Raw genomic sequence first — 26084 nt, 5'->3', positions numbered from 1 at the left:
CGGGTTGCAGGAACCGTCCGCCGCTAGCGATCCTTGCCACCGCCATTGCGACGGCCGGTACGGTTGCGCATCAGCTCAAGCTTGAGCAGCGCGTCCGCAAGCATACTCTTCAGCCTGGCGTTCTCTTCCTGCAGCTCGCGCAGCTTGCGCCCGTCACGCGCATCGCCGTGACTGGGCTGGCCGTAGCGGGCGCGCCATCCGTAGAACGATGCATCGCTGAAGCCATAGCGCGCGCACAACTCGCGCACCGGCACACCGCTGGCTGCTTCGGCCAGGTAGCCGCGGATCTGTTCTTCCGAATACCGTCTGTTCACGAATCTCTCCGCTTGCCAACGGCAGGCCACAAAACGGCGGGCCACAAGCAGCGCACAGCCGCGCCGCCAACCGTGCCGACTCTGGGCGTACGTTAGCCCAGGGCTACCGCAAAAGGCAATTCAGTGTCTTCGGTGCCCGAGTTAAGAAAATTATCTCGGCGTGCGTTGCTGCGGCGCCGGGCACGCATTGCCAGATTTCGTTATTCCAATTTGGAATCTGCTTAGACTGATTGCCGTCGTATTTCACCCAGGCGGGGGATGTAAGCCGATATTTAGCATGCTTGTGATGCCGGGAATTACCCGGAAACCTTGATTTCAAGCCATGTACGGGGGTCAATACAAAGCCGCGGAAAACAAAATTAGAAGTCTGTCATCAATTCAAGTTTCTATCACTTTTCTTTAGCTTGTATTAAGCTTCCTCGGCACAACTAAATTTCGCGCATCTTCGCTCGGCGGCCCTCGCGGCGCCGGCAGAGGCGCGGCCCGGCAGCCCGCACCAGCCAGCATGCAGTCCAGTAGTGGGGTAATCCGGTGCGCCATCGCGCACCCTGCGCGCCTTGTCTGGCGCACTACTGCAGGCATCGGACAAACAATAAAAAGAGAAACAGAGTCATGAATCGGGAGAAGTCGGAATGCGTCACGTCAGCACGAAGTTGTTGCATGTCTTTGTCCTCGTCATGGAGTACCGCGACCTGAGTGCTGTCGCGGCCTGCACCCAGGGACGCGTGCCCACGGTGGCCTACAGCCTCGCGCGCTTGCGCGAGATCACCGGCGACCAGTTGTTCGTCAAGCGCAACGGCATGCTCGAGCCCACGCCGCATGCGCTGCGCCTCGAGCAGACAGCGCGCCAGATCCTGGCCAAATGGAACCAGCTGGTGCGCCCCGGCGAGCCGGGCCTGAGCAAGCGGCGCGACGGCGGCAGACGCGTCTCCATCGGTTTTTCCTCATCGATCGGCGATCCGGTCATCACCGAGATCCTGACTGCGCTGTGCGAGCAGTTTCCGCAGGACAGCTTTGTCACGCGGCCCGTCATTGCCGACGCGGCGCTTGCCGGCCACCTCGGCACCGGCGACCTCGACTGCGCCTTTGTCGTCGACAACGGGCACGATCCGGAGCGCGTGCGCCAGCACAACATCATGGCCACGCCGCGCCGGCTGGTCAGCGCCACGCGCGGGGGCAGCCATGATGAAGGCGAGAGCGACTGGATCCTGCTGCAGGAAGACAGCGAAGCCGGCAGCCCGCTGCGGGCCTTCCTGAGCCGGCAGGCCAGCACGCCCGGCCATCGCGAGACCGTGGTGCCGTCATGGCATACGCAGATCACGCTGCTGCATTCCGCCGGCGGCATCTGTCCGGTGCTGGACTTCAACGTGCCACTGGTCACGCGCGAGCGCATGACCCGCCTGATGGCACCGCCGAGCAGCTTCCCGGAATGGGCCGCCCTGCATTTCTGGTCCCCGGAATCCAGCCGCGACCAGGGCGTGCTGCGCGACATCCTGGAGGTCGGCAGCACCGTGCTGCGCGATCCGCTCAAGGCCATCGACGGCCGCCGCAACGGGCGGTCCGCGGCACAGGCTCAGCCCGCTGCCGCCTGACGCAGACTGACCCGGATGGCGCGAGGGCGCTGGCAGCCGAATGGCGCCAGCGCCCTTTTTCATTGGTCCATCGCCGCGGGCCTGCGTCGTTTATCACAGTTTTGAGACATATTTTCGAGCGGCCAGAGCGCGCTACACTCGCGCGCGCTGGCCGGCGCAGGCCTTCCGCCACGGTGGCGCTTTGCGAATCTTCCTAGTTTCGTCCGACAGCGCGGCCGATATCCTGCCATGGCATTGCCGCGATCCGGCCGTCTCCCGTTTGGCCCGGATCGTCGGCCGTGCATGCAGTTGTCTGGCGTCGTATTGTTTGGCGTCGTTTTTGCGCCGCACGTCTTGCTGACGTGCGGCGTTTTCTTGATGCCGGCGCTGCCACGAACACGAATCGAGGAGCAACCAGATGGCATTGAGGATCCTCCTTGCCGATGACCACCCCCTGGTCTCGGCGGCCGTCGCGGACCGCTTGCATACACAGACCGGCTGGGAGGTCTGTGGCAGCGTGACCAGCGCCACAGCCTTGCTCAACGGCATCGACAGCCTGCGCCCCGATGTCGTGATCACCGACTACCACATGCCAGCGCACGGCGAAGGCAACAGCGACGGGTTGCGGCTGCTCGCCAGCCTGCGCCGCCGGCATCCGTCGCTGGCCGTGATCGTGCTGACGATGATCACCAATCCGCTGGTGCTGCGTTCCATCCTCGACACCTAGGTGCACGGGCTGGTACTGAAGGATGCGCCGCTGTCCGAACTGGTCACCATGGTCTGCCGCATCCAGCGCGGCTTCCACTACATCGGCAAATCGGCAATGGAGGTGCTGTCCCAGGCTGACCCGGGCAGCCCGATCGCGCCAGGCCACGCCGGCGCGGAACGCCTGTCGCGGCGCGAAATGGAAGTCCTGCGGCTGTACCTGACCGGACGATCCGTCAGCGAGATCGCCATCCAGCTATGCCGCAGCGTCAAGACCATCAGCCGGCAGAAGAATTGCGCCATGCAGAAGCTCGGAGTCACCAACGACCGCGAGCTGTTCGAGTTTGCCGCGCTCAACGGCATGCTGCTGAGCGGCTGAGCGCCATCACCCGGTCAGGCGGCGTCGGCCTCCTGCGCCGCGCGGGCCTGCGCGTGCGCGATGCCGGCCTCAAGCCGTGCCAGGCCGCGCGACAGCTCTTGCATGGTCGCCGGCGACACCTCCGACAGCACGTCCTCTAGAAATGACGAGCGCAGCGGCATGGCGCGCGCCACCACCTCCTGGCCGGTCCGCGACAGCGTGACGTGGGTCACGCGATTGTCGCGCTCGGACGTGCTGCGCTCCACCCAGCCCAGCTCCTGCATGGCCTTCAGCTGGCGCGTCAGCGCACCGGGGTCCATGCCGACGTGGTCGGCCAGCGCCTTCTGGGCGATGGCGCCCTCCTGGTGATGCAGTGCGTGCAGGATGCGCCAGCGTGGCAAGGGCAGTCCTATGCGCTGTTCGAACGCCGCTGCATAGGCGCGGTAGCTCCGGCCGAACTGCTGCAATACGGCCACGCTTTGTCGCTCCAGTTCCATCCGTTCTCCTCGGTGTGGGTTGCTGCAGGCCGGCTGGTCAGTCCGCGGCCATCGCGGGCGCCGGCGCCCGGGTCAGCGTGATCGACGGCACCTGGCGGGCGCACCAGACGCCCAGTGCCGCGGCCGCGGCGGCCACCACCAGGCCGAGATGGATGGAGCTGACCAGCGACACACGCGCCTGCTCCAGCAACAGTGCGCCGTTGTGACCGGCCTGTTCAAGCTGGCCCAGCAGCGCGACTTGCGCAGCCTTGTCGATCAGCACCTGCGGGTCGGCCATGCGCGCCGCCCATTGGGCGGCATTGGCCGCCGACAGCGCATGTTCCACGCCGCCGGTATAGCTGCGCGTCACCAGCGTGCCCACGACCGCCGTGCCGACCATGCCGCCCACCATGCGCAGCGACTGCAGCATCGCCGTGGCGATGCCCAAATGCTCGCGTCCGGCGGTCTGCTGCGCGAACACCGTCAGGTTCGGCATGATGAACCCAAGGCCAAGGCCGCCGACCAGCATGATCGCCATCAACACGCCGTGCGGCATGCTGCGGGTCGCCTGCGACAGACCCAGGCAGGACAGCGCCAGCATGCCGAAGCCGGCGTAAAGCATGGAGTTCGGTCGGCGGATACGGGTAACGAGGCGGCCATTGAGAATGCTGCCCACGGTGATGCAGACCACCAGCGGCGTGATCAGCACGCCCGCGTCCTTCGGCGAGTAGCCGAAGCCGCCCTGGAACAGCAGCGGCGCATACAGCAACAGCGCGAACATGGTGAAGCCCGCGCATACCGAGAGCCTGAACAACGGTGCCAGCCCCGGGTCACGGAACATCTCCACCGGCAGGATCGGGTTGGCGCAGCGCCGCTCCCAGTGCCACAGCGCCACCAGCGCCACCACGGCCAACGCCAGCAGGCCGGCGGTGTAGGCATCGAAGCCGCGTTCGGGCAGCAGTTCCACGCTCATCTGCATGCTGCCCAGCCCCGCCGCGATCAGCAAGGCGCCGAGCCAGTCCACGCGGATCGGCCCGCTGTGCGCCTGCTGGCGCATATGCGGCAGGTAGCGCCAGGCGAACCACAGGCCCAGCACGCCGACCGGCAGGTTGACATAGAACACCGCGCGCCAGCCGTACCACTCCGTGAGCAGGCCACCCAGCGACGGCCCCACCGCGTTGGCAATGCCGAACGATGCGCTCAGCATCACCTGCCAGCGCAGCCGCACGTGTGAATCCGGAAAGAGGTCGGCAATGCAGGCGAAGGCCGTGCCGACCAGCATGCCGCCGCCAATGCCTTGCAGCGCGCGCGCCAGCACCAGGAACGGCATGCTCGGCGCCATGCCGCACAGCGCCGAGGCCACCGAGAACACCACGATCGACGCCAGCACGAACGGCTTGCGTCCGTAGTAGTCACCCAGCCGCCCGAACACCGGCACCGTGATCACCGACGTCAGCAGATAGGCCGTGGCGACCCACGCGTAGTACTCGAAGCCCTGCAGTTCTGCCACCACGGTCGGCAACGCGGTGCCAACCACGGTCTGGTCAAGCGCCACCAGCATCACCACGAAGGCCACGCCCAGCATGGCCATCAGGGATTCGCGAAAGGGCAGGACTTGGCCAGTGGGCGGAGCGCTATGTGGCTCGGATGTCATTTTATTGCTCGGTCAATCGTTGTGTTGTCAAGAATTATAGGACAAGAGCGGAGGCCGCGGGCGCGCCACGCTGATCGCGAGAAATAAAGTCGGTCGGACAAGCCCTCCCCTCATTCGCAACCGCCAACAGGCATGGGCTTGCCGGAAACCCCTTGTCCACAAAGGCTTTCTGCGAAACCGCCAGATTTTGCATGAAAAGTACGGTTGCCCTCCTTGCAACTATCTGACAGATCAGATATTGTCTCATCTGCAAGCAAGGAAACCCGCCATGGACCACTACACAAAGGAAAACTTCCAGATCACCAAGAGCATCGGTTTCTTCCTCAACCGTGCCCGCAACACGCTGCTGATGGAAATGGATGCGGCACTGAAGGATCTGGACATCACTGGCCAGCAAATGGGAATCCTGATGTCGCTCACGCATGGCCTTGCTGCCACCCCATTCGAGCTGAGCAAGTTGCTCGGCATCGACACCGGGCTGATGACCCGCATGCTGGACAAGCTGGAGGCCAAGGGCCTGCTGTCACGCAGCCGCAGTATCGACGATCGCCGTGTGGTCAACCTGACTGTGACCCGGAAGGGCCAGGAAGTTGCCGATCGCATCCCGGATGTGGCCCCCAAAGTACTCAATCAGCGCCTCAGGAACTTCAGCAAGGAAGAATTTGCCGAGTTCCGTCGGTTACTCGCCAAATTTGCGGACGCCTGAACGCGTCTTTTTTGCCCATTTGGTTGATTGGTCAAGGTTGAGAGGTCTGAGCCCGTTTTTTTACCCATTTAACTGACAGATCAGACAATGCACAGTCAAATTACTCGCCCGGCCGCGCTCAGCCTGGCCCGCCGACTTGCCGGTTCCCTCCTCTCGGTGCTGCTAGCTGCAGTGCTGAGCGCCTGTGCCAACTATGCCGGTATCCGTAGCGACAAGCGATTCGCCGAACCCACCGGCTACGCCACCACGCAAAGCATCCCGGCCGAGCAAGGCCACTGGCCTTCGGCGGACTGGGCCGACCAGTTCGGCGACGCCCAACTCAAGGGATTGATCGCGGCAGCGCTGCAAGGCAGCCCGTCACTGGAAAAGGCCCGTGCCCGCGTGGCTTCCGCGGTGGCGTTCAGCGAGGGCGCCAATGCCAACACGCTGCCGCAGGTGGGCGCCGGCTATTCGTTCAACCGCCAGCGCTACACGGAAAGCGCGATGGTGCCGCCGCAGTTCGCCGGGACGTGGCAGTCGGAGAACAAGGCGTTCATCAACGCCTCGTATGATCTCGACCTGTGGGGCAAGAACCGCGAGGCGCTGAAGTCCGCGGTGTCTGGTGTGCATGCCAGCGAAGCCGAGGCCGAGCAGGTCAAGCTGACGCTGAGCAGCGCCATCGCGCGCGCCTACAACGAACTGGCCCGCCTCTACACGTTGCTTGATATCTCCAGGGACGAAGTCAGACAGCGCCGCGAAGTGCTGCGCGTGACCAACGGCCGGGTGACCATGGGCCTGGAGACCGACGTCGAGAAGCGCACCGCCGAGGCCAATCTCGCCGCCAGCGAAGTTGCCGTCGCCGCGCTGGAAGGCAGCATCCAGCGTACCCGCTACAAGCTCGGCGCGCTGCTCGGCCAGGTCCCGGACCGCGGCCTGGCGATCACCCGCCCCAGCCTCGGCGCCGGCGACGAAGTCCGCCTGCCCGACAACCTGCCGGCCGACCTGGTCTCGCGCCGCCCCGACATCGTTGCCGCGCGCTGGCGTGTCGACGCCACCCTGCACGACATCAAGGTGGCCAAGGCCGAGTTCTACCCGGACATCAACCTGACGGCGATGATCGGCCTGGATGCCATCGGGTGGGGCCGCTTCCTGCGCGCAGCCAGCCGCACCGCCTCGGCCGGCGCCGCGATCCACCTGCCGATCTTCGACGGCGGCGCGCTGCGCGCCCAGCTCAAGGGCCGTTATGCAGATTTCGACTTCGCGGTCGCAAACTACAACGAGACGCTGGTGAACGCCCTGACCGACGTGGCCACCCAGCTCTCTGACATCCGCGCCGTCGACGCGCAGATCGACAACGCCGTACGCAGCGACACCGCCGCGCAACGCGCCCTGACGCTGGCGCTGGCGCAGTACAAGGCCGGCCTGACCACGCAACTGACCGTACTGAACGCACAGACCAACGCGCTGCGCAGCAGCCAGGTGGTGGCCAACCTGCGCATGAACCGCCGCGACCGGCAGATTGCGCTGGCCGCCGCGCTGGGCGGCGGCTTTACCGATGCCTCCGAATCGACCACAAAGGCGGCCCCGGTCCGCTGACTCTCCTCTCGACGCAAACAAACACAGTTGCAGATGACGCCATGAACGATACGACCAAGACCACCCCGGCCGACCAGCAAACCGCGCCCGCCGCGGCCGCCCCGACGTCCGCCAGGAACACCCGCAAGCGGCTGCTCGCTCTGCTCGGACTGACCACCGCGCTCGCCGCCTCCGGCTATGGCGCCTACTACTACACGGTGGCCCGTTTCCACGAGGACACCGACGACGCCTACGTCAACGGCAACCTCGTCCAGCTCACGCCGCAGGTCGCCGGCACGGTGATCGCGGTGAATGCCGATGACACGCAGATCGTGAAGGCCGGCGAACCTGTGGTGACGCTCGACGCTGCCGATGCAACGGTGGCGCTGTCCAATGCGGAGGCCACCCTCGGCCAGACCGTGCGCCAGGTCAGCGCGCTCTACGTCAACAATGACGTGCTCGGCGCCACTGTGCAGCAACGCCAGGCCGACCTGGCCCGCGCCCGGGACGACCTGCGCCGCCGCACCGAGGTGGCCGAATCCGGCGCCGTTGCCGCGGAAGATGTGGCGCATGCCGGTGACGCCGTCAAGAGCGCCGAAGCCGCGCTCGAGACCGCCCGCCAGCAGCTTGCCGCCAACCATGCGCTGACCGACAAGACGAGCGTCGCCGACCATCCCAGCGTGCAGGCCGCCTCCGCCAAGGTGCGCGACGCCTACCTGGCCAACGCCCGCAACACGCTGCCGGCACCCGTGACCGGCTACGTCGCGCGGCGCTCGGTGCAGGTGGGCCAGCGCGTCGCCCCCGGCAACCCGCTGATGGCCATCGTGCCGCTCGACGGCGTGTGGGTCGATGCCAACTTCAAAGAGGTGCAACTCAAGCGTATCCGCATCGGCCAGATGGTCGAGCTGCATGCTGACCTGTATGGCAGCAGCGTGACCTATCACGGCAAGGTGATCGGCTTGTCGGCAGGCACAGGAAGCGCGTTCTCGGCACTGCCGGCGCAGAACGCCACGGGCAACTGGATCAAGGTCGTGCAGCGCCTGCCGGTGCGCATCCAGCTCGATCCGGCGGATCTGCGCAAACATCCGCTGCAGATCGGCCTGTCGATGCAGGTCGACGTCGAAACGCGCAAGAACTCCGGTTCACACCTGAGCCCGGGCGCGGAAGTGCCCGAACTCACCACCTATCGCACCGCCTATCGCACCGAAGTGTTCCAGCGCTACGGCGAAGAGGCCGACCGCGTGATCACGCGGATCATCGCGCAGAACAGCAACGGCACGTCAGCTGTAGGTCAGTCATCACAAGCTTCGCAAGTTGCGCAGCAACCTCAGGCGATCAAGCGCACGGCACAAGCTGCCGGCACCGCCTCCGGCGCATGAGCGGCATCACGCCAATCGCCTTCCCGCGCCAATTTGACTGACGCATCAGGGCCGCCGGCCTTGGTCATTCCAAGGTCAAGGCCCGCAACGACGCATGCGCCGCGCCTGGCTTGAACCCGCAGGGAAGGCTGCTGCCGGGCCGCATGGCGTTGTTGCAGCTGGATTGCGTGGAATAACCACGCGGCGTCGGCCACGCCTGGCCCTGCGGCCCGGCAGCAGCCTTCGCGCCCCTGCTTCATTGTGAAATGGGTTCTAAATGGTCGGAGGTGGGAAAGCGATAAGCTTGAGTGGTCAGAGGACGATACCGTGCTCGGCCGTCGGCGCGGGGATATCGCACTTCTCGCCCAGCATGTCCATGAGTTCGTGTTCGATCTTCCGGCAGATCTGTGCCATGGGCACATCATTGGCGTTTCCTTCGAACGGGTTCTCCGTGCTTTCGCCCACTTGCTCCAGCGCGAGGTACATCCAGGAGATCATCGTGCTAAATGGAATGACCAGCCAGATCATATTGCCATGCATGACGCCTGAAACGCTGGCATTGAGCTTTTCGAACTCCGTAAGAATGCCAAAAGGCAGTAGCAAACAAAAGGTACGGACAAAGAGCTTGTTGACGACCGCATATTGCCTGGGATACGGATAGTCCTTGATACGCTCCGCCCGTCCTTGCTGCGCGAAGAAGCCTCTGATCGATGCTACCAACTCCAGATAGAAGGCATTGCTGATCTCGCCAGCGTCAAGGAATCGCCTGATCGTCGCGGACTGCGTTCCCAGCAACCGGCTTGTCTTGCTCTCGGCGTGCGCAAGCGAGTCGAGCTCGGCCTGGGGCAGATACCGCGCAAGCGCTTGTTCCAATGGAGTCTCCCACTCTGGAACCCGGTAGTACTTCCGGTACTCCACGTTGGATGCCTTGCCCGCGCTTTCCCAGATCCTTGGGGTTCTCAGTTGATAGCGGAGCGCCGTCAGCCACGCGCAATGCCGGAGAACCAGATCCCGCCCGCCCGCCTGCCCTGCCAGAAAATCCCGGCTCATCACACCCAGACACCGGCTGCCGTTCAGGATCTCAGTCCAGATCTGCTGTGCCTCCAAGGCCCTGCTGTAGGTCTGCACGTTCCGGAAACCCACGATGAATGACGTGGCGGTACCCAGCAGCACCACAACCGAGACCGGGATCGACAGCCATTTCAGCCCGAAGAAATGATAAAGGACTACGGGCAGCGAACCGCATGCCAGCGAGGCATAAAGTTGCCGTCTCGACCAGAACGTGAACTCGGATACTGTGTACGATTTTCCCAGGTGCATGGTGCGCATCTCGCGGCGGTGCGGCAGGTCGCAGATCCGAGGTCCGAACTGCCGCAGGCAATACGGCCAACCGCCCTCACCACTGACCAGATCGCGGCCCAGGACCTGATTTTTTCATGGTGATATTGCCAAGAAACCGGCGTAGTATCAATTTCCGTCCCACAACCCTTCACGCCACCCTCGAAAACAGCGGCACGGCAAGAGCATGCCGTAGCGCCGCTCTTGCCGGCCGGATGGTGCGCACCGGCATTGCCGGCGCCTGCATGGACGGCGGCTATTTCACCGGCGTCAGGATCGGCGCGCCCTTTTTCTTGAGCAGGAACACGACGAACTTTGCTGGCTGTGTATTGCTGGCGTTGCGTCCGACGGTGTGGATATCGTTGGGACGTTCGTGGAAGGTTTCGCCTGCCTTGAGCGTCACCTCCTTGCCGCCCCTGACGCCCATGACGATGCTGCCTTCGAGCACATAGACGAAGGCGTGTGCGTCATGGCGATGCACGGGATCGACGGCGCCCGGCGGATACTCCACCATGATCATCGTGGCCTCCTTCCCCGGGTACTCGGGCAAAGCCTCCGTGAGCAAGGGCGTGACACTTGCCTCCGGCGCGGCGGCGGCCGGCTGTGCGACCGTCAGGCACGACAATACAAGTGCTGCCGCAACGGAAGTGACCGTCTTCATGGCATCACTCCAGGTTGGCCTTGTCGAGCCCGAACGCCTTGTCCGACGAACCAGGCACCATGCGGAACGCCACGTTCAGGCGGTTCCAGGTATTGATCGCCCCCACCAGGAAGGTGAGATCCGACAGTTCCTTCTCGGTGTACTGGGTGCGCACGCGCTCATAGATATCGTCGGGCACACCGTCGGCGGGAAGCCTGGTCAGCACCTCGGTCCAGGCCAGCGCGGCGCGTTCGCGCGGCGAGAACAGCGTCGACTCGCGCCAGATCGCCACATGATGCAGGCGTAATTCGCGCTCGCCGTGGATCTTTGCCATCTTGATATGCATGTCGACGCAGAACGCGCAGCCATTGAGCTGCGATGCGCGAATCTCGACGAGTTCGCGAATGGGCCCTTCGATCGTGGTCTTCTGGAACAGCGCGCCGAACTCCATGAGCTTCTTGGACAGTTCCGGGGATTGCTGGAAGTAATTCATACGTTGGGTCATGTTTGCTCCTGGTGATCTGCTCAATGTGGTACTGACGAAACCGGTGCTGCTTACGTGGGCATGCGCCCTTCGGACTATCGTTGTTGCGATTGACGCATCCATTCCTCGAGGCCGATGCGACCGAGGCGAGCCTCGCCCAACGGCACCAGCGAATGTTCCTCGACCCGGCCGCCGAAGTAGCGGGCCTCGGGATCGCGCACGACTTCACGCGGGTCGCCAACCGCCTTGAGATAGCGGGCGACGATCTCGTTGAACGGGGCTCGCTCCGGGCCGGCGATCTCGACGATGCCGTTTCGCGGCGGCGCGAGCGCTACATCGGCAACGAGGGCGGCGACGTCGTCCGCCGCAATCGGCTGGAACAGCCCAGGCGAAAGGCGGACGACATTTCCTTGCACACTGGAATCGGCGATGCCGCCGATGAATTCCATGAACTGGGTCGAGCGGATGATGGTGTAGGGGATGCCTGAGGCCTCGATCAGTTTTTCTTGCGCGACCTTGGCGCGGAAATAGCCGTTTTCGGGCGTCCGGTCGGTGCCGACGATGGACAGCGCGACATGGTGCTGAACGCCCGCTGCGGTCTCCGCCGCGTGAAGGTTGCGGCCGGAGGTCTCGAAGAATTCCAGCACCGCCTTGTCTTCAAACGATGGGGAATTGGCAAGGTCGATGACCACCTGAGCGCCGGTCAGGGCCTCCTGGAGCCCCTCGCCGGTGATGCTGTTGACACCGCTCCTGGGCGAGGCGGCGACGACCTCGTGGCCGCCCTGGCGCAGAATGGCGACGGTCTTCGAGCCGATCAGGCCGGTCCCGCCAATGATGACAATCTTCATGACGCTTCTCCGTGCTGAGAAAGGTGGAACGATTCCATGTTAGGGAACGCGGCATCCCCGCGCCAGATCGACTCGGCGCGCACCGTGTTTCCCCTGTCTGGCATCCATCCGGACGCGGCGCAGTGCTGCTTGATGAGGGGCCTCATTGCAGTTCCATGCAGAAGTGGAGGCCCTTGGCGAGCAGGCCGGAACGGAAATAGAAGCGCTGGGCCAGCGCGTTCGCAAGTGCGGTATCCAGGACAAGTCGCTGGCAGCCTTCTGTGCGCCCAAGCTCGCAAAGCGCTTGCAGCAGACGCTCGCCATGACCCTGCCCGCGGCCTTCGGCATCGGTGATCAGGTCGTCGACGTACAGAAAGCGCCCGTGGATCAGGTTGTCAAGACGCCGATATCCGGCCAGCGCAACAGCTTTGCCATCGTCCCAGAGCGCGAGCAGCCGGTACCCTTGTCCGCTTTGCAGCGTGACGGTGTCGAGAAAGTCTTCCGGCATTTGCAGCTTGGGGCGCAGTTGCCGCATGACAGGGAAGCAGGCACGGATCTCGTCCTCCGTTTCCGCATGCCTGAGAGTCAGGTTCTTGGTCATGGTGCCGATGCGTGCTGGTTTGTGCAGGCTTCAATGTAGTTGAGCGATGACACAGTCAACAGGCACATGTTTGTCGTTTTCAACTAGGCCATCGACATAGGGCAATGTGATCTAAGAGTTGTTTTACATGCGATCGGTGAGCCAGTCTGCCGGCGCCTTCGTGGGGCCCGGCAGATGCGGCGTCGTTTCAACTACGGATGAATGCCAACAGGTCGGCGTTGAATCTGTCTTTGTGGGTGTCGGTGAGCCCATGCGGCGCACCGGGGTAGACGATCAGCTTCGAGTTCCTGACGACCTTTGCCGATGCGCGTCCAGCGGCGTCGATCGGCACGATCTGATCGTCGTCGCCGTGGATGATCAGGGTCGGCACATCGATCTTCCTGAGATCCTCGGTGAAATCGGTCTCAGAAAATGCCTTGATCGAGTCGTACGTGCTCTTGTGTCCACCCTGCATGCCCTGCGCCCACCATGCGTCGATCAACCCCTGCGACGGCTTTGCACCGGGACGGTTGAAGCCATAAAACGGCCCCGCCGGCACGTCCTTGTAGAACTGCGACCGATTGGCAAGTTGTGCGGCACGCAGGCCGTCGAACACTTCAATTGGCAGTCCGCGCGGATTGGCGGCGGTCTTCACCATCAAAGGCGGCACCGCTGAAACCAGCACCACCTTTGAAACGCGTCGCGTCCCATGCCGGCCGATATACCGGGCCACCTCGCCTCCACCTGTGGAGAAGCCCACCAGGATGGCATCCCGCAGGTCAAGGGTTTCGAACACAGTGGCCAGGTCGTCGGCATAAGTGTTCATCTCATTGCCATTCCATGGCTGGCTTGAACGGCCGTGGCCACGACGGTCATGCGCAACGGCGCGATACCCCTCCGACGCAACGAGCATCATCTGGGATTCCCAACTGTCCGAGCTCAGTGGCCAGCCATGACTGAATACAACGGGGCGACCGGCGCCCCAGTCCTTGAAATAGAGCTGGGTGCCGTCCTTTGCCGTGATGTAGCCGCCTGAAGCCTTGCCGCTCGCCTTTGCGGTGTTCGCCTTTTCTGCCGACGGCGCTGCCGCCGCAGGTCCGGGCAAGCCGGAAGCCATCAGCGCGCTGGCTGCGGCAGCGCTGCCCAACAGCAGGTTACGTCGCGATAGGCCTTGATCGAGGCTGCGATCTGAAGACATGGTGAGACTCCTTTATCGGCGTGTGCGCGCGTTGCCTTGAATATGTCTGAGCATCAGGTTCCTGGTCATGGTGCCGACGCGTGCTGGTTTGCGCAGGCTTCAATGTAGTTGGGCAATGACACAGCCAACAGGCACATGTTTATCGTTTTCGACTGGGCCATCGACATGGGCGGCATTCGGAATCAACGGTCAAGCGTCCCATGACGATCGTCTATGCTTTCAGCGCGCGCATCAGTTCGGCTACCAGACGATCGGCTTCAGTCTGACTGCGCAGATTGGTAAAGCCCATCATCAAGCCACGCCGCCCTGGCGCACCATGCCGCCAGGCGGTCAGCGAATGGACGGCGAATCCTGCCTCGCGCGCACGACGGGCCATCGCCAGGTCGTCAAGATCGTCCCTGACGTCGAGCAGAAGGTGCATGCCGCCATCCTGCAGGCAAACCGTGAAGCCGTCCGTTTTGTATGGAGCCAGCGCCTGGGCCAGCATTGCGCGTCGTCGCGCGTAAAGCGTGCGCATGCGTTTGATGTGCCGGGCGAAGTGCCCCTGCGCAATAAACTCCGCCGCCACGGCTTGCAAGAGTTCGGGGCAGCCGCCATGCACCGTGCGCCTGCAGGCCAGATCCATGGTCGGCACCAGACTTTGTGGCACGACCACGTAAGCGAGCCGAAGCCCCGGATACAGCACCTTGCTAAGCGTGCCGCAGTAGATCACCCGGTCGCCTGTGTCCAGGCTCTTCAAGGCCGGTAACGGGTGGCCGCGGTAACGAAACTCGCCGTCGTAGTCGTCCTCGATGATCCATGCGCCCTGCTCACCGGCCCAGTCGAGCAGTTCGACGCGACGTTGCAGTGTCAGTGCCACGCCAGTCGGGCTCTGGTGCGATGGCGTCACTACGGCCAGGCGCGCCTCTGGAAAATGCTGACGCCCAAACTCGACGTCGAGGCCATGCTCATCCACTGGCACATTCCGGACCTGCAGGTTCAGGCGCCTGAGTGACTGGGCTGTCGGTGGGTAGCTGGGATCCTCAACCCAGGCGCTTTCGCCCGCCAGCCTGAGCGCATCCACAATCAGCGCAAGGCTGGCCGTATATGCCGGCACGACGAACACCTGGTGCGGCTGGGCGTCGATGCCCCGTGAGCGCTGCAGGTAAGCGGCCAGCGCTTCTCGCAGCGGGCCAAATCCAGCTGACGCCGGCCTGGTCAGCGAGCCGGCGTTGCGTATTTGCCGCGCCATCAACCTCGTCCATAGTTTTCGCGGGAACTCATCCAGCGCGGGAAGGCCCAGCTGCAACGGCGCGGGGATTCCGCCATCCGTTTCGATCGAAAACTCAATAAGTTCCTGGTTCGGTGGCGTGCGGCTGGATCCAGCCGCTGTGGCCACGCGGTGGGGGCGCGATGGCGCAATTTGCTCGGAGACGAACGTCCCCGCAGGGCCTCTGGCGATCAGGTAACCTTCGCCCAAGAGCCGCTCATAGGCGACCTGAACGGTCCCGCGCGCCACGCCGAGCTCGCCCGCAAACGCACGCAAGGATGGCACCCGCTGCCCGGGTTTCAGCTGCCCTTGCTGGATCGAGGCACGAATCCGCGCGTATATCTGCTCATGCAGCGGCGCAGCATTGGATGGAACCTGGGCCGGTGACTTCGTCATAGCCTGGCAGACGTATCCGGGCAGTGCCGCAACGCCGACGCATGGGAACGCGAATCATCGTGGCAACGGATCGGATGTGGGTGTGATCTTGACCTCCGATCATACCCCAGGGCGCGCATCCGCCGGGATCCGGCCCGTAACAGCTTGAGAAGGCAAATGGGCGGAGATTCAGAGTCTCCGCCCATTCCCCTCTTGCCACAGGCACCGGCATTGACCGGCGCCATCGGGCTGTAGAACTACACCGGCACCGCCTCCCCGCAGCCGGCAATGACATGCATATAGCGCGAGGGCGGCATGGATTCGACCGTGGACTGGACCGCCTCCTTGCACAAGGACGGACGCTTGGCCAGCGCATCAACATATCGCTCGATGTTGGGCAGGTTTTCCCACATCGACGCAAGCCCCAGATAAGCCATCCGGACCAGGTTGACACCCCACAGCACATCGCCGAGCGAGAATGATTCCCCCCTGAGGTACGGTGTCGACGAACCAAGCGCATGGTCGAGGTCCGCCAGGAGGCCCGCGACGTGCCGACGTGCGGCGCGCTGAAATGCCGCATCGTGGCGGACCGACTTGCCGCCCTGCTCCTTCGCGATCTTCGCGCGATAGGCCGCAACGAGCTCCGCATCGTCGGCATTGGCCTCAATCATGGCTTCGAGCGCCTTGATCTTGTAGTCGTAGACCGTTTCCATGGCCGTCTTGAGCGCTTCAGGCCGCCGGTCGGCATCGGGATGAAAGCCGTAGAGCAAGGTGCCGTTCGGGATCTGATCGACGATGCTCACCTGATGCATCACCCGGGCCCGCGCATCGGCATCTTCCGGCACGAGATGAATGGAATCGCGCGACACAGCATCGAGATAGCAGCAGATCCGTCTGGAATCGGCAATGACACGGCCAGCCTTGTAGTCCACAAGCAACGGGACCGCGCAGGGATCGAAGCCTTCGGTCTCCACCGACGTGCGCCCGCTATAGCCGCTGACAAGTTCCCGCCCCACTTCCCGGCCTGCAAGCAACCGCAGTCGGACGTAGGGCGGATGGTAGTGCTCGGCTGGAACAACGCCATCCGGACCCATCGAACCGAGGATCATCATATTGTTCGAACGATACGGCAACTGCTTCTCGAACAGTACCGTGCGCACTTTCTGCGAGCAGAGCGAACTGGCCGCGTGGAACAGTTCGAAGCGCGGGTTGGCGTCACTACCCACGAGAGAGATTCGCGCGGGGTCCGCGATGGCGGCGCGGGCACCGGCCGCCATATTCGTCAATTTGTCATGGCTCATTGCTGGTTTCCTGGCACTCAGGTTTGGCGTTACCGTTCATCGTTGTCTCCTGATTGTAGGGCTGGCGTCTAGTAACTCTCGTGGACGGTGCCCGTTCGCAGCATCAGCTCCATCTGCTGTGCAATCTGCAGCAGCGCACCATCGTCGCCGGGCTTCGCGACGATCTGCAAGGCAGCGGGAAGGCTGCTTTCGCCGGTCGCCAGGGGAATCGAAATCGCAGGAAATCCCGCGACATTGAACGGTGCCGTATAGGTCATCAGGGCCTCGCGGACCGTGCCGGTCCAGGCACCAATGCTGACGGTGCCGGCATCGAGATGCGGCGCGGTGCACGGGCATGTCGGCAGCACGAGATAGTCAACCGTCGACATCACCTCGTGCAGCCTTGCCGTGAAATCTCGCCTGGCCTGCTGGGCCATCGCATAGGCGCGCAGGTCCATGGTTTCGGCGCGTTTGAGCCGGTCGACGGTTTCCGGGCTGTAGTGCGTCGAGATACGGTCCCAGTCATTGCGGCGGAAATGCTCGATGCCGCCTTCGATCAGGACGATGCTCGCGAAGGCACCGAATACCGCATCGAACAGGCCGGACGTGCTGACGTTCACACAGGAAAAGACTTGCGCCAGCCGCTTCATCGCGCCATCAAATGCCACCGCAATTTCCGGACTCAGTGGAACCGGTGCAATGTCACGAATGACGCCCAGCCTTGCGGACAGCCACGCATCGCTCTCGGGAACCTTGATGTCAATGGCATCGGCGAGCAACAGCACGTCGTCGACCTGCTCGCCGAGCAGGCCAACGTGGTCGCAAGTGGGCGCCAGGGGGAACACGCCGCGCGTGGATAATGTGCCGAGCGTGGGCTTGTATCCGACGACGCCGCACAGCGCAGCGGGAATCCGGACCGAGCCGCCAGTATCCGTGCCCACGCCCGCCATGATGGCACCGTGCGCAATCGCCGCCGCGGCGCCACCACTGGAACCCCCGGGTATGCGTGCATGGTCCAGCGGATTCAGGGTATCGCCAAACCTGGCGCTGGCGGTTGTCACGCCCCACGCGAATTCGTGGGTCGTGGTCTTGCCGATGATGATCGCGCCGCGCTCCACCAGAGTATTCACGATGTCCGCATCGGCGGCCGGCACATGACCGAGATAGGCTGCGGAACCGTAGCGGGTCTCCATGCCCTTGGTGTCGATCAGATCCTTGACCGCAATGGGCAGTCCTTCCAGTGGCCGCGGCCGCCGTTCGCCATAGCGGCGATCGCTTTCCGCGGCCGCCTTCAGGGCACGGTCCCAATCGATCGCAGAGAATGCATTGAGCAGCCGCTTGCTGGCTTCCGCGCGTTCAAGTGCCTGCTCCGTCAATGCCGTCGCGGTGATCTGCCGCGTGGCAAGGGCATCCCGCGCGTTGCGCAAGCCCATGGAATGCGGGGCCGTCGTTCGGGATGCGCGTCGAATGCCGTGCTGGTCGAGCGACGCGACAGCGGTCGGAAGTATGTCGTGGCCAGAGAAGATCGCGTCTTGTGGCTGGCAGTTCAGCTGGTTCATGTGTTCCACTCCGGGGTGACGTTGCAGTTGGCTTATCCCTGGTTGGAAACGATAGTTGATCGGCTCGGCCTTGGAAGCTGGCTGGCGCCGAACGCAGCGTCCATGAATATGGAACGCCCGGCGGGACACACGGGGCGTGGCCCGCGTGGCATTGGAGGCAGAGGAGGTAGTGCCGGGTCAGCGGCCGTCGAACGCGGTGACCTTGGGCAGCTCTGCGGCGAGGAAATCGACCAGCGACCGCACCGCGGGAAGCAGTCCGGTCCGATAGGGCATGAGGGCGGAGATGCGCGCATCCGCGGCGATCCAGCCCGGCAGGACTTGCCGCAGCACGCCGGTCTGCAGCTCGGACCGGCAGATATACCCGGGCAAGGCTGCCACGCCAACGTTGGCGCAGGCTGCCTCCTTCAGGGACATCATGCTGTTGCTCTGGAATCTTGGCTCGATCGGGACGGTGACGAGCCTGTCGTCGGGGCCTCGCAGTTGCCACTGCAGCGGCCCTTTGCGCACCATCGAGACGATGGCATGGGATGCAAGTTGCTCCGGTGCCTCCAGCAGTGGCATCCGTTCGAGGTAGTCGGCACCGGCAAACAGGTACCATGGCGCTCTGACAATGGGCCGTTGGACCAGGTTGGAATCCTGCAGTGCCGAGCTATGTCCGCGCAGCGCCAGGTCGAAGCCCTCGCCGACAACGTCGACGAGCCTGTCCGTGGCGATTTCCACAATGCTGACCTTGGGATGGCTGCTCAGGAACGTGGGCAGGACCTGCCGCAGCGCAAACTGCGCAAGCTCGACCGCTACCGTCACGCGGATGATCCCGCTGGGTTCCGCGAGCCTCTGGCGCATCGCCTGTTCCGCGACGTCGGCGCTCTGCAGCAAGGCGACAGCGTACTGGTAGAACTCAGCGCCTACGTCGGTCAAGGCAAACTGGCGCGAGGTCCGGTTGATCAGGCGAACGCCCAGCGAAGCCTCCAGTTCCTTGACCCTGTGACTTAACGTGGACTTGGGCAGCCCCAGGCTGTTGCCGGCAGACGTAAAGCCACCGCGATCGACCACTTGCACGAAGTGAAAAACGTCTTTCAGGTCCAGCATCTGGCTGCCTTGGTAGCGGTTGGGTTGGCCAATGGTGTGTGCCTGCCATCGCATGGTACTGCAAGGGGGGTGCACAGTGCCACGGTCGGGCGCCCCAATGACCCCCATTGCCGTGGCCGGCGCCCGCTCGCGCCACGACCGTCAATGCGCGGTGCGCCACCTCGGCCGGTTCGGCCAGTCGATCAAAGAGGGAAGCACAGTTCAACCCAGAACTTGTTGCCTTGCGGCCGATTCTGCACTTCGAACTCGCGCTGATACTTGAACACAATGCCCGCCGCCGGCGACCACATGTATCGTAGTTGCGGCCCGACTGCGACCGCTTTCCCGCGAAACCCATTCCCTGGGACGGGCGTGCCGTTGACTTTGTCATCGGTGAACTGCTTCAGCAGATATCCCTGAAGCCCGAGCTGGATCTTGCTGTTAAGCGAATAGCCAAAAAGATACTCAAGTGCTGCAACCGCGCCGGAGTGATATCGAGTCGCTGAATTCGGTGAACTGATCTCTACCAGCGTCGTGGTAGAGACTTCAACTGCGGCCGTGGGGAACCATGTCGTGCTGAGTTGCGGCGTTAGCGCATATACATTCCGGCCAGTGTTCGCCACTCGGTTCGCGGAGTAGGACCCGCTCGGCACTGCAATTTCGGTGGTGAGGTAGCCGAAGAATGATCGCGATGGATTTGAATAACCGATGTACAGCGGCTCAACGATGATGTCTCCAATTCCATTGCGCTTGCCGCTGCCGCCTGGCGTGTCCGCCCGAATATGAACGAGCGGGATGATTACACCACTAGACAGAGTAAAGGGGCCAAATGTAGTGCCCCATGTGTGAACGATACGCGGGGCGTCAACAAACGCGTTCAACTGGAACCCGGGCAGGAGACTTTCTCCATGCGGGCCAGCGAACTTTCCGGCATCGTAGTAGAGCGTGTAATTGTAAAACTGGGTTTCACCAGGAGGTGGCAAAATTCCATTCAATACGGTATTGACGCCAACCGGGTAACTGGTCTGACCATTCTCGGTTGCCTCGGCGTTGGCGGGCAGCAAGCATGCGAGCGCAACCACCGCAGAAAACTTCGCGGGCACTTTAATCATGTCTCCTCCGTCTCTGTATTCTATTTTTCGGCTGAGGGCTCGGGGCATCCGCATCAGCCGGTGAAGCGCGCCTGCCTTAACGATTCGACATCTCCACAACTTGCCGAAACTAGCTAACGATGGCTATCGCTTCTTCGCGCTTTTCCAGGTCAGGGAGCGGCCTGGACGGTTCCGCGTGTCACCGGTCGACGAACGAGACGAACTCGTCCAGTTCCAGCTTGCGCAGCTCCATGTTGTTTTCCGGAATATTGTTGTCTGCATAGCCGAGTGACATTCCGGCCACGATCATCTCCTCGTCGGGAATGGCGAGGCCTTCACGAAGCACCGCCGATTGCAGCGACCAGATCTGCTGCGGGCAGGTATCCAGCCCCCGTGCGCGCGCGGCCAGCATGATGTTCTGGAGAAAGCAGCCGTAGCAGATGAAGCTGGCCCATTCCAGGCGCCGGTCCATGGTGAAGATCAGTCCCACTGGCGCATCGAAGAACCGGAACTGCCGTTCGACGTCGCGCCGGCGCCCGACGATATCGCTCCTGTGCACGCCCTGCGCATCGCCCAGCATGCCGCGAAACGTATCGAAGCGCGACGAGAATGGCGCCGGCAATTCCTTTGGAAAGAACGGGTAGTCGGGAGTCAGTCCCTCAGGATCGGCGCGATACGCCTCGACCGCGGCTCCCGCAATCTTCTCGCGAGCCTTTCCCGTCAGTACATAGCAGCGCCAGGGCTGCGTGTTGCTCGAACTCGGCGCGTATTTCGCGACCGACAGGATGTCCCTGACAGTCTCGATCGGCACCGGCTGGTCAAGGAAGCCGCGCTTGCTGTGGCGTCCGCGAATCAGCGCTTCTGTAATCTGGATTGCCTCCATCTTCATGTCTCCGTTCTCGTGGTGGGGGTCGCTACGGTGGAAAGGATCATAGACACGTCCCCGGCCTTGTGAAGACGGCAAAACTTGAAAGCTTCGTCCGGAAACAACGAACGACAGGCCCCGGTTGCACATGTGCGGCGTCCAAAATCCTGGACGCTCTGTTCTCAAATCCCGCGCGCACGCGCGAACCCGATTCGCCTATCTTCCTACTCGGGATCGGAGCCCCCGATCGCATACGAAAATATGGTGGAGAAGTGGAATGAACCAGTTGAAATGCTTGCCGCAGGAAGAGATTGTCTGGGGACACGACGTGCTGAAAGCCGTCGCCCCCTCCATGGGGAACTACGGCATTCGCCGTCCGATGACGTTCACCGTGGAATTCCTTGAGGCCTTGAACCGCGAGCACCTGCAGCCTGTCATCGGCGACGGCGTGGGCACCTTCACCGGCCTGCCGCCGCATGTGCCCGATTTCGCCGTAGGCAACGGACTGCGTGCATGCATCGAGGCCAATGCGGGATCGATCATCGCCCTCGGCGGCGGCTCTGTACTCGATGCCGCGAAGGCAGTCTCCTACCGGCATTTCCAGCAGACGGGCCACTACCTGCCCATTGCCGCGATTCCGACGACCCTGTCGGGTTCGGAGTTCTCCCACTACTTCGGCGTGACGGAAACGGACGGTCCCCAGAAGTTCAAGCGCAGTTATGCCGTGCGCGAAACGACGCCCAGGCTGGTGCTGATTGACCCCCGGATGATTGTCGACACGCCACGTATGCTGCTGCTGAGTTCGGCCATCAAGGGGATCGACCATGCGGTGGAAGGCATGCGCCGGGTCGACGTGGACCACCCTCACGCCATCCTGGCCGCCAGGGGCGTGGAGCGCTTCCTTGCCGTGCTGGAGAAGTGGCCGCGCAAGCTCGAAACGCGCGAGGCCATCGCGGGCGGCCACGTCTCGACCGACGACCTGTTGCAGCTTCAGCTCGCCGCGTGGCAGTGCTACTTCTATCCTGCTTCAGTCATCTACGGCCTGAGCCATCGCATCGGGCACATCCTCGGCGGGACGTTCGGGGTACCGCACAGCGTGACATCGTGCATTGCGCTGGCGCCCGTCATCCGCGCCTGCGCCGACGCATATGGCCGAAAGCTCGAGATTTTCTCCACGGACCGTGGCAGCCGCACGCCCGCCGCATTCCTCGCTGACCGCATTGAGGCAGCCGTGGACGCACTGGAACTGCCGAGCCGGCTAGGCGACCTCGATTTCGATCGCGCGAAGCTTCCCGAGATGGCGGCCCTGCTCAAGCAGAACTATCCCTCCGAGGTCGGCGACCTTGGCGAGAATGCCGGCACGAAGCTGGATGCGCTGTTGGAGAGCCTGTGGTAATGACCGGCCGGCCATCCGACAGCTTCCGGCATCCCCTCGGCCGGCGCCACGCGCTCGATGCCCTGATCACCGCGACAGGACTGACGCAGATGGAGTCGATGCTGCGGACCGTCGCCGTTCCACAGAATTTGCCTGACCCCACCACCACGAGGAGACCAAAGTGAACGATACCGTCACGCCCGCATCCCCGGCGCCGGCCGGAACCCCAGCCGGGCATACGCCATACAGTGACTGGCTACAGACAGACGTGCTCCACTCGCTGCAGCGCCCGGTCAGCGATCATCCCGGCGAGCACGCCTGGATCGTATCGGCGCAGGTGTCCGAGCTCTACTGGATGCTGATCATCAAGGAAATACAGGCCGCGCAGACGCAATTGCGTGCCGATGACCTGACCGGAGCCTGCCGTACGCTGCGGCGCGTCGTCGCCCACCACGAGCCGCTCAATGCCACATGGCGCTCCATCGCGTGGATGACGCCTGTCGACCTGCTCGCCATCCTGTCCTGCGTTGGCCCGAAATACGGCAAGGACACTGCCCTCCAGGGCTGGACGTACCGGCAGATGGTCTACCTGCTCGGCATCAAGCAGGGGGAGCACCTGCAGCACTTCCTGCCGCAACCCCGGCGCTGGGAACAACTCAGCAAGGCGCTGGCAGAGCCGAGCCTGTATGACGACGTGCTCGCCCACCTGAGGCGCAAGGGCTTCGCCGTGCCGGCGGTGGTACTCGACCGCGATTTCAGTGCGCCCTACACGCCGGACAAGGTGGTCGAGAACGTCTGGCGCGAGGTCTATGCCGACCCGGGCGAGCACCGGGAACTGCAGCAGCTCGGCGAGACGCTGGCCGACATCGCGGAGGGATTCTCCACGTGGAAGCACCTGCACCTGATGGCAACGCGCCGGACCTTCGGCGCCCGGCCGGCCTACTTCGGCACCGAGGGCATTGCCTGGCTCCTGCCGACCATGAACGAGATCCCGTTCCCGGAACTCTGGTCTGCGCGCGGCTTCATCGGCGATCCGCCCGCGATGTGTCCGCACGCCCGCGGGCAGGGAAACGCCCGGGCTGCGGAGTGACACGCTCAGGACGGTCATGGCAAGCGTCTACGATCACAAGATTGCGGTGCTCGCGTCCATGATCGTCAATCATGCCGGGGACGCAGGACTTGTTGCCGCCTGTCGCGCGAGCATTGATGCCACGGGAAGCTGCATGAAGACGGCGCCGGCCTGAGTGATTGCCATGCCATCGTGTCACCGGCCTGTGCCAGTGCAAAAAAAGGGCGGAGACTGCGAGTCTCCGCCCTTTTTTACCATCAGGCTTTTGCTTTCAGGCTGCCACGGGCTGCGGCTGGACCTGCAAGGCGCGGGTGACGGTCGTCACCCTGCGGCCCTGGAACCGAGCAACCGCCAGGTGATCTTCGTCGGGCTTCACGGCGTCACGCTGCGAGACGTGAGTCGCGCCGTACGGGGTACCGGCCTTGAACATCGCCGCGTCGGCGTAGCCCAGCGGCACGATGATCAGGCCGAGGTGCGCCATCGGCGCGTAGGTCGCCAGCAGGGTGGCTTCGTTGCCGCCGTGGCGCGAGGACGTCGTGCCGAAGACCGAGCCCACCTTGCCATTCAGTTTTCCCGCGAACCAGAGGCCGCCGAGCCCGTCGATATACGCCTTGAGTTCGGCCGAGATCGACCCGAACCGCGTCGGCGTGCCGAACACGATGGCATCAGCCCACTCGGCATCGGCTTCGGTCGGCGCCTCGTATTTCGCGTTCATCTCCGTGGCGTTCTCGAGCCAGCCCGGCGCCTGCCGCATGACGTCGGGGCCGACAACCTCCCGCACACGCCGCATGCGGACTTCTGCGCCAGCCTCGAGGGCCCCCTCGGCGACAGCCTTGGCCAGCATCTCCGTGGAGCTGTTTCGTGAGTAGAAGACAATCAGTACTTTCGGTTTTTGCATGGTGATCCCCGGCAACGTCATACAGAGATGGGCTCGAGCCGGCCCAGCAGCTCGTCCTTGCGATCCGCCAGCCACGGCGGGAGCTGGAACTCCTCGCCAAAATGGCCGGGCTCTTCATCGATCGCGAAGCCGATGTCGGTGGTGGTCGCCTCGAACATCACGCCGCCGGGCATCTTGAAGTACATCGAGCGGAAGTAGTTGCGGTGCACCGATTCGGACGTATCGATGTAACCCAGGGCAAACATTCTCTCCTTCAGGATCGCCTGCTGCTCCACGTTGTCCACCGCGAAGGCCACATGGTGGACCGTGCCTTCGCCGTAGATCGACGAACCCTGGTGCCGGTCCGGCTCATGCAGGAACTCGACGATCATGCCCGGGCCGCCGTTGTACGTCTCGAAGCGGTAGTAGGCTCCCTCCTGGCCTGCGTTCCGGAAACCGATCGCTTCGCTCATGAAGCGGATCGATTCGGCGACTTCCCGCAGCGACAGCGTGATGCTGTGGACGCCGCGGATGGCATGGGCTTCGGGGATATCGCTGGCCACGCAAGCCGGACGCGAATCGCGATCCGTTTCGACGAGATCGAACTCGATGCCGCACGGATGCTGGAGCCGCTGGCGGCGCTCTCCGAAGCGCTCGACGATCTCGCTGTCATACGGCACGTCCATGGCATCGAAGCGGCTGCGCCAGAATTCGAGCGAGCCCTTGGGAACCGAGTAGTTGATGACCCGCACCTGGCCCGATCCCGGACGCGCCATGACGCCCCGCTGACGGAACGGGAACGACGTCACCAGGGTCCCTGGATCGCCATTCGCGTTGCCATAGTAAAGGTGGTAGATGGGATCCTCGCCGTCGAGAAGCACGGTCTTCTTCACGAGGCTCTGCCCGAGCAGCTTGACGTAGAAGTCCACATCCTCCTGTGCGTGCCTTACGCCGAGGGTCAGATGATGAAATCCCTTGAGCATTAACATTGTCCTCTCCAGTTTGAAATAGACATGTGGAAACAGCGCATAGCCGCTCCTGTGCAACAGCTTATGACGGCAGATACCGATTGGGCAGCCATCACGGGTTGTACGCAGGGTTCGGCAAACGTGGACAATGCCGCCCTGTGAGGCGCGGCGCGCGCGATGGCGCAGGAGGGGCATTTCCCGAGGCTGTCGGGACGCAGACGCGTCAGGGCGCCAAGGTTTGCTCGTGTGGCAGTGGGCGCCAGCGCTGGAGTATGATCGGGCGTCGTCCACTCACCCCCGCAACGAACGCCGCCGGCACCGGAATGGCCGGCGAGCCCCCATGCCATGCTCGATCTGAAGGATGACTGCGGTGGAGGACGTACCCAATGCTGCCGAAGCAGAATTCGAGCGGAGATCGAGAAAGATCGGGGAGACAGCGCAGAAGGCTCCTGCCCACAATGACGCCGAGAGCGAACGCCAGCCCGAATCTGTTTGCTCTGCGCGGCCTGAGCCCACCGGTTTGGCGACGCGTCCTCGTTCCCGAG

24 protein-coding genes and 1 pseudogene are annotated in these 26084 nt (G+C 63.5%); 8 read left to right on the top strand and 17 right to left on the bottom strand.

Translation table 11 applies throughout. From position 1 onward, the window contains the following. Window positions 1-23: 23 nt before the first annotated feature. A complete protein-coding gene (locus DN412_RS18150; RefSeq protein ID WP_161564013.1) occupies window positions 24-314 on the bottom strand; it encodes a transposase in 291 nt (96 codons plus the stop codon). Between the two features lie 632 nt (window positions 315-946). On the opposite strand from DN412_RS18150, the gene DN412_RS18145 reads away from it, so the two are divergent. Next, complete coding sequence (locus DN412_RS18145) at window positions 947-1906, top strand: LysR family transcriptional regulator (protein WP_115212869.1); 960 nt, start codon at window positions 947-949, stop codon at window positions 1904-1906. Between the two features lie 397 nt (window positions 1907-2303). Continuing rightward, a pseudogene (locus tag DN412_RS18140) lies at window positions 2304-2969 on the top strand (response regulator). 14 nt (window positions 2970-2983) lie between these two features. On the opposite strand, the gene DN412_RS18135 reads toward DN412_RS18140, so the two are convergent. Both DN412_RS18135 and DN412_RS18130 read right to left on the bottom strand, forming a co-directional pair. After that, a complete protein-coding gene (locus DN412_RS18135; RefSeq protein WP_115212868.1) occupies window positions 2984-3445 on the bottom strand; it encodes a MarR family winged helix-turn-helix transcriptional regulator in 462 nt (153 codons plus the stop codon). Between the two features lie 37 nt (window positions 3446-3482). Next, on the bottom strand, window positions 3483-5078 hold the full coding sequence (locus tag DN412_RS18130) for an MFS transporter (protein WP_115212867.1): 1596 nt from the start codon (window positions 5076-5078) through the stop codon (window positions 3483-3485). A 268-nt stretch (window positions 5079-5346) separates the two neighbouring features. On the opposite strand from DN412_RS18130, the gene DN412_RS18125 reads away from it, so the two are divergent. The 3 genes from DN412_RS18125 to DN412_RS18115 all read left to right on the top strand — a co-directional run bounded on the left by DN412_RS18125 (window position 5347) and on the right by DN412_RS18115 (window position 8717). After that, entirely contained in the window at window positions 5347-5784 is a 438-nt protein-coding gene (locus DN412_RS18125) for a MarR family winged helix-turn-helix transcriptional regulator (RefSeq protein WP_115212866.1), read from the top strand. Between the two features lie 87 nt (window positions 5785-5871). Further along, on the top strand, window positions 5872-7359 hold the full coding sequence (locus DN412_RS18120) for an efflux transporter outer membrane subunit (protein WP_115212865.1): 1488 nt from the start codon (window positions 5872-5874) through the stop codon (window positions 7357-7359). A gap of 41 nt (window positions 7360-7400) precedes the next feature. After that, on the top strand, window positions 7401-8717 hold the full coding sequence (locus DN412_RS18115) for an HlyD/EmrA/EmrK family protein (RefSeq protein WP_115212864.1): 1317 nt from the start codon (window positions 7401-7403) through the stop codon (window positions 8715-8717). A gap of 291 nt (window positions 8718-9008) precedes the next feature. Here the strand turns inward: DN412_RS18115 and DN412_RS18110 are convergent, their stop codons facing one another. From DN412_RS18110 to DN412_RS18055, 12 genes are all read right to left on the bottom strand, one after another. Continuing rightward, a complete protein-coding gene (locus DN412_RS18110) occupies window positions 9009-10016 on the bottom strand; it encodes a bestrophin family protein (protein ID WP_115212915.1) in 1008 nt (335 codons plus the stop codon). A 274-nt stretch (window positions 10017-10290) separates the two neighbouring features. After that, a complete protein-coding gene (locus DN412_RS18105; protein WP_115212863.1) occupies window positions 10291-10695 on the bottom strand; it encodes a cupin domain-containing protein in 405 nt (134 codons plus the stop codon). Between the two features lie 4 nt (window positions 10696-10699). Then, the gene (locus DN412_RS18100) at window positions 10700-11179 is read right to left on the bottom strand and encodes a carboxymuconolactone decarboxylase family protein (protein ID WP_115212862.1); all 480 of its coding nucleotides are present in this window, start codon (window positions 11177-11179) and stop codon (window positions 10700-10702) included. Window positions 11180-11253: 74 nt separating this feature from the next. Beyond that, window positions 11254-12006 carry an SDR family oxidoreductase gene (locus DN412_RS18095; RefSeq protein ID WP_115212861.1) on the bottom strand — a complete coding sequence of 251 codons (753 nt, stop codon included), beginning with the start codon at window positions 12004-12006 and terminating at the stop codon, window positions 11254-11256. A 142-nt stretch (window positions 12007-12148) separates the two neighbouring features. After that, the gene (locus DN412_RS18090) at window positions 12149-12586 is read right to left on the bottom strand and encodes a GNAT family N-acetyltransferase (RefSeq protein WP_115212860.1); all 438 of its coding nucleotides are present in this window, start codon (window positions 12584-12586) and stop codon (window positions 12149-12151) included. 187 nt (window positions 12587-12773) lie between these two features. Continuing rightward, a complete protein-coding gene (locus tag DN412_RS18085; protein WP_115212859.1) occupies window positions 12774-13763 on the bottom strand; it encodes an alpha/beta fold hydrolase in 990 nt (329 codons plus the stop codon). Window positions 13764-13974: 211 nt separating this feature from the next. Continuing rightward, window positions 13975-15408: a MocR-like pyridoxine biosynthesis transcription factor PdxR gene (gene pdxR / locus DN412_RS18080; RefSeq protein ID WP_115212858.1), complete on the bottom strand. Its 1434-nt coding sequence runs from the start codon at window positions 15406-15408 to the stop codon at window positions 13975-13977. A gap of 236 nt (window positions 15409-15644) precedes the next feature. After that, window positions 15645-16688: a glutathione S-transferase family protein gene (locus DN412_RS18075; protein WP_115212857.1), complete on the bottom strand. Its 1044-nt coding sequence runs from the start codon at window positions 16686-16688 to the stop codon at window positions 15645-15647. A 68-nt stretch (window positions 16689-16756) separates the two neighbouring features. Next, window positions 16757-18100 carry an amidase gene (locus tag DN412_RS18070; RefSeq protein WP_115212914.1) on the bottom strand — a complete coding sequence of 448 codons (1344 nt, stop codon included), beginning with the start codon at window positions 18098-18100 and terminating at the stop codon, window positions 16757-16759. A gap of 303 nt (window positions 18101-18403) precedes the next feature. Then, entirely contained in the window at window positions 18404-19315 is a 912-nt protein-coding gene (locus DN412_RS18065; RefSeq protein ID WP_115212913.1) for a LysR substrate-binding domain-containing protein, read from the bottom strand. 182 nt (window positions 19316-19497) lie between these two features. Further along, window positions 19498-20406: a SphA family protein gene (locus tag DN412_RS18060; RefSeq protein WP_115212856.1), complete on the bottom strand. Its 909-nt coding sequence runs from the start codon at window positions 20404-20406 to the stop codon at window positions 19498-19500. 178 nt (window positions 20407-20584) lie between these two features. After that, entirely contained in the window at window positions 20585-21268 is a 684-nt protein-coding gene (locus DN412_RS18055) for a nitroreductase (RefSeq protein ID WP_115212912.1), read from the bottom strand. Window positions 21269-21527: 259 nt separating this feature from the next. On the opposite strand from DN412_RS18055, the gene DN412_RS18050 reads away from it, so the two are divergent. From DN412_RS18050 to DN412_RS43430, 3 genes are all read left to right on the top strand, one after another. Further along, window positions 21528-22646, top strand: a complete 1119-nt coding sequence (locus DN412_RS18050) for an iron-containing alcohol dehydrogenase (RefSeq protein WP_115212855.1) — start codon at window positions 21528-21530, stop codon at window positions 22644-22646. Between the two features lie 160 nt (window positions 22647-22806). Continuing rightward, window positions 22807-23715: a tryptophan 2,3-dioxygenase gene (locus DN412_RS18045; RefSeq protein ID WP_115212854.1), complete on the top strand. Its 909-nt coding sequence runs from the start codon at window positions 22807-22809 to the stop codon at window positions 23713-23715. A 16-nt stretch (window positions 23716-23731) separates the two neighbouring features. Further along, entirely contained in the window at window positions 23732-23869 is a 138-nt protein-coding gene (locus tag DN412_RS43430; protein WP_161564012.1) for a hypothetical protein, read from the top strand. Between the two features lie 96 nt (window positions 23870-23965). Here the strand turns inward: DN412_RS43430 and wrbA are convergent, their stop codons facing one another. After that, the gene (gene wrbA, locus DN412_RS18040) at window positions 23966-24592 is read right to left on the bottom strand and encodes an NAD(P)H:quinone oxidoreductase (RefSeq protein ID WP_115212911.1); all 627 of its coding nucleotides are present in this window, start codon (window positions 24590-24592) and stop codon (window positions 23966-23968) included. A gap of 17 nt (window positions 24593-24609) precedes the next feature. After that, window positions 24610-25560 (bottom strand): ring-cleaving dioxygenase, encoded by a 951-nt coding sequence (locus tag DN412_RS18035; protein ID WP_115212853.1) that lies wholly within the window; start codon window positions 25558-25560, stop codon window positions 24610-24612. Between the last annotated feature and the right edge of the window lie 524 nt (window positions 25561-26084).

The sequence above is a fragment of the Cupriavidus lacunae genome, from assembly GCF_003353055.1.
Taxonomy (GTDB): Bacteria; Pseudomonadota; Gammaproteobacteria; order Burkholderiales; family Burkholderiaceae; genus Cupriavidus; species Cupriavidus lacunae.
The sequence above is the reverse complement of the archived record's forward strand: the minus strand, read 5'-3'. Positions and strand labels throughout refer to the sequence as shown.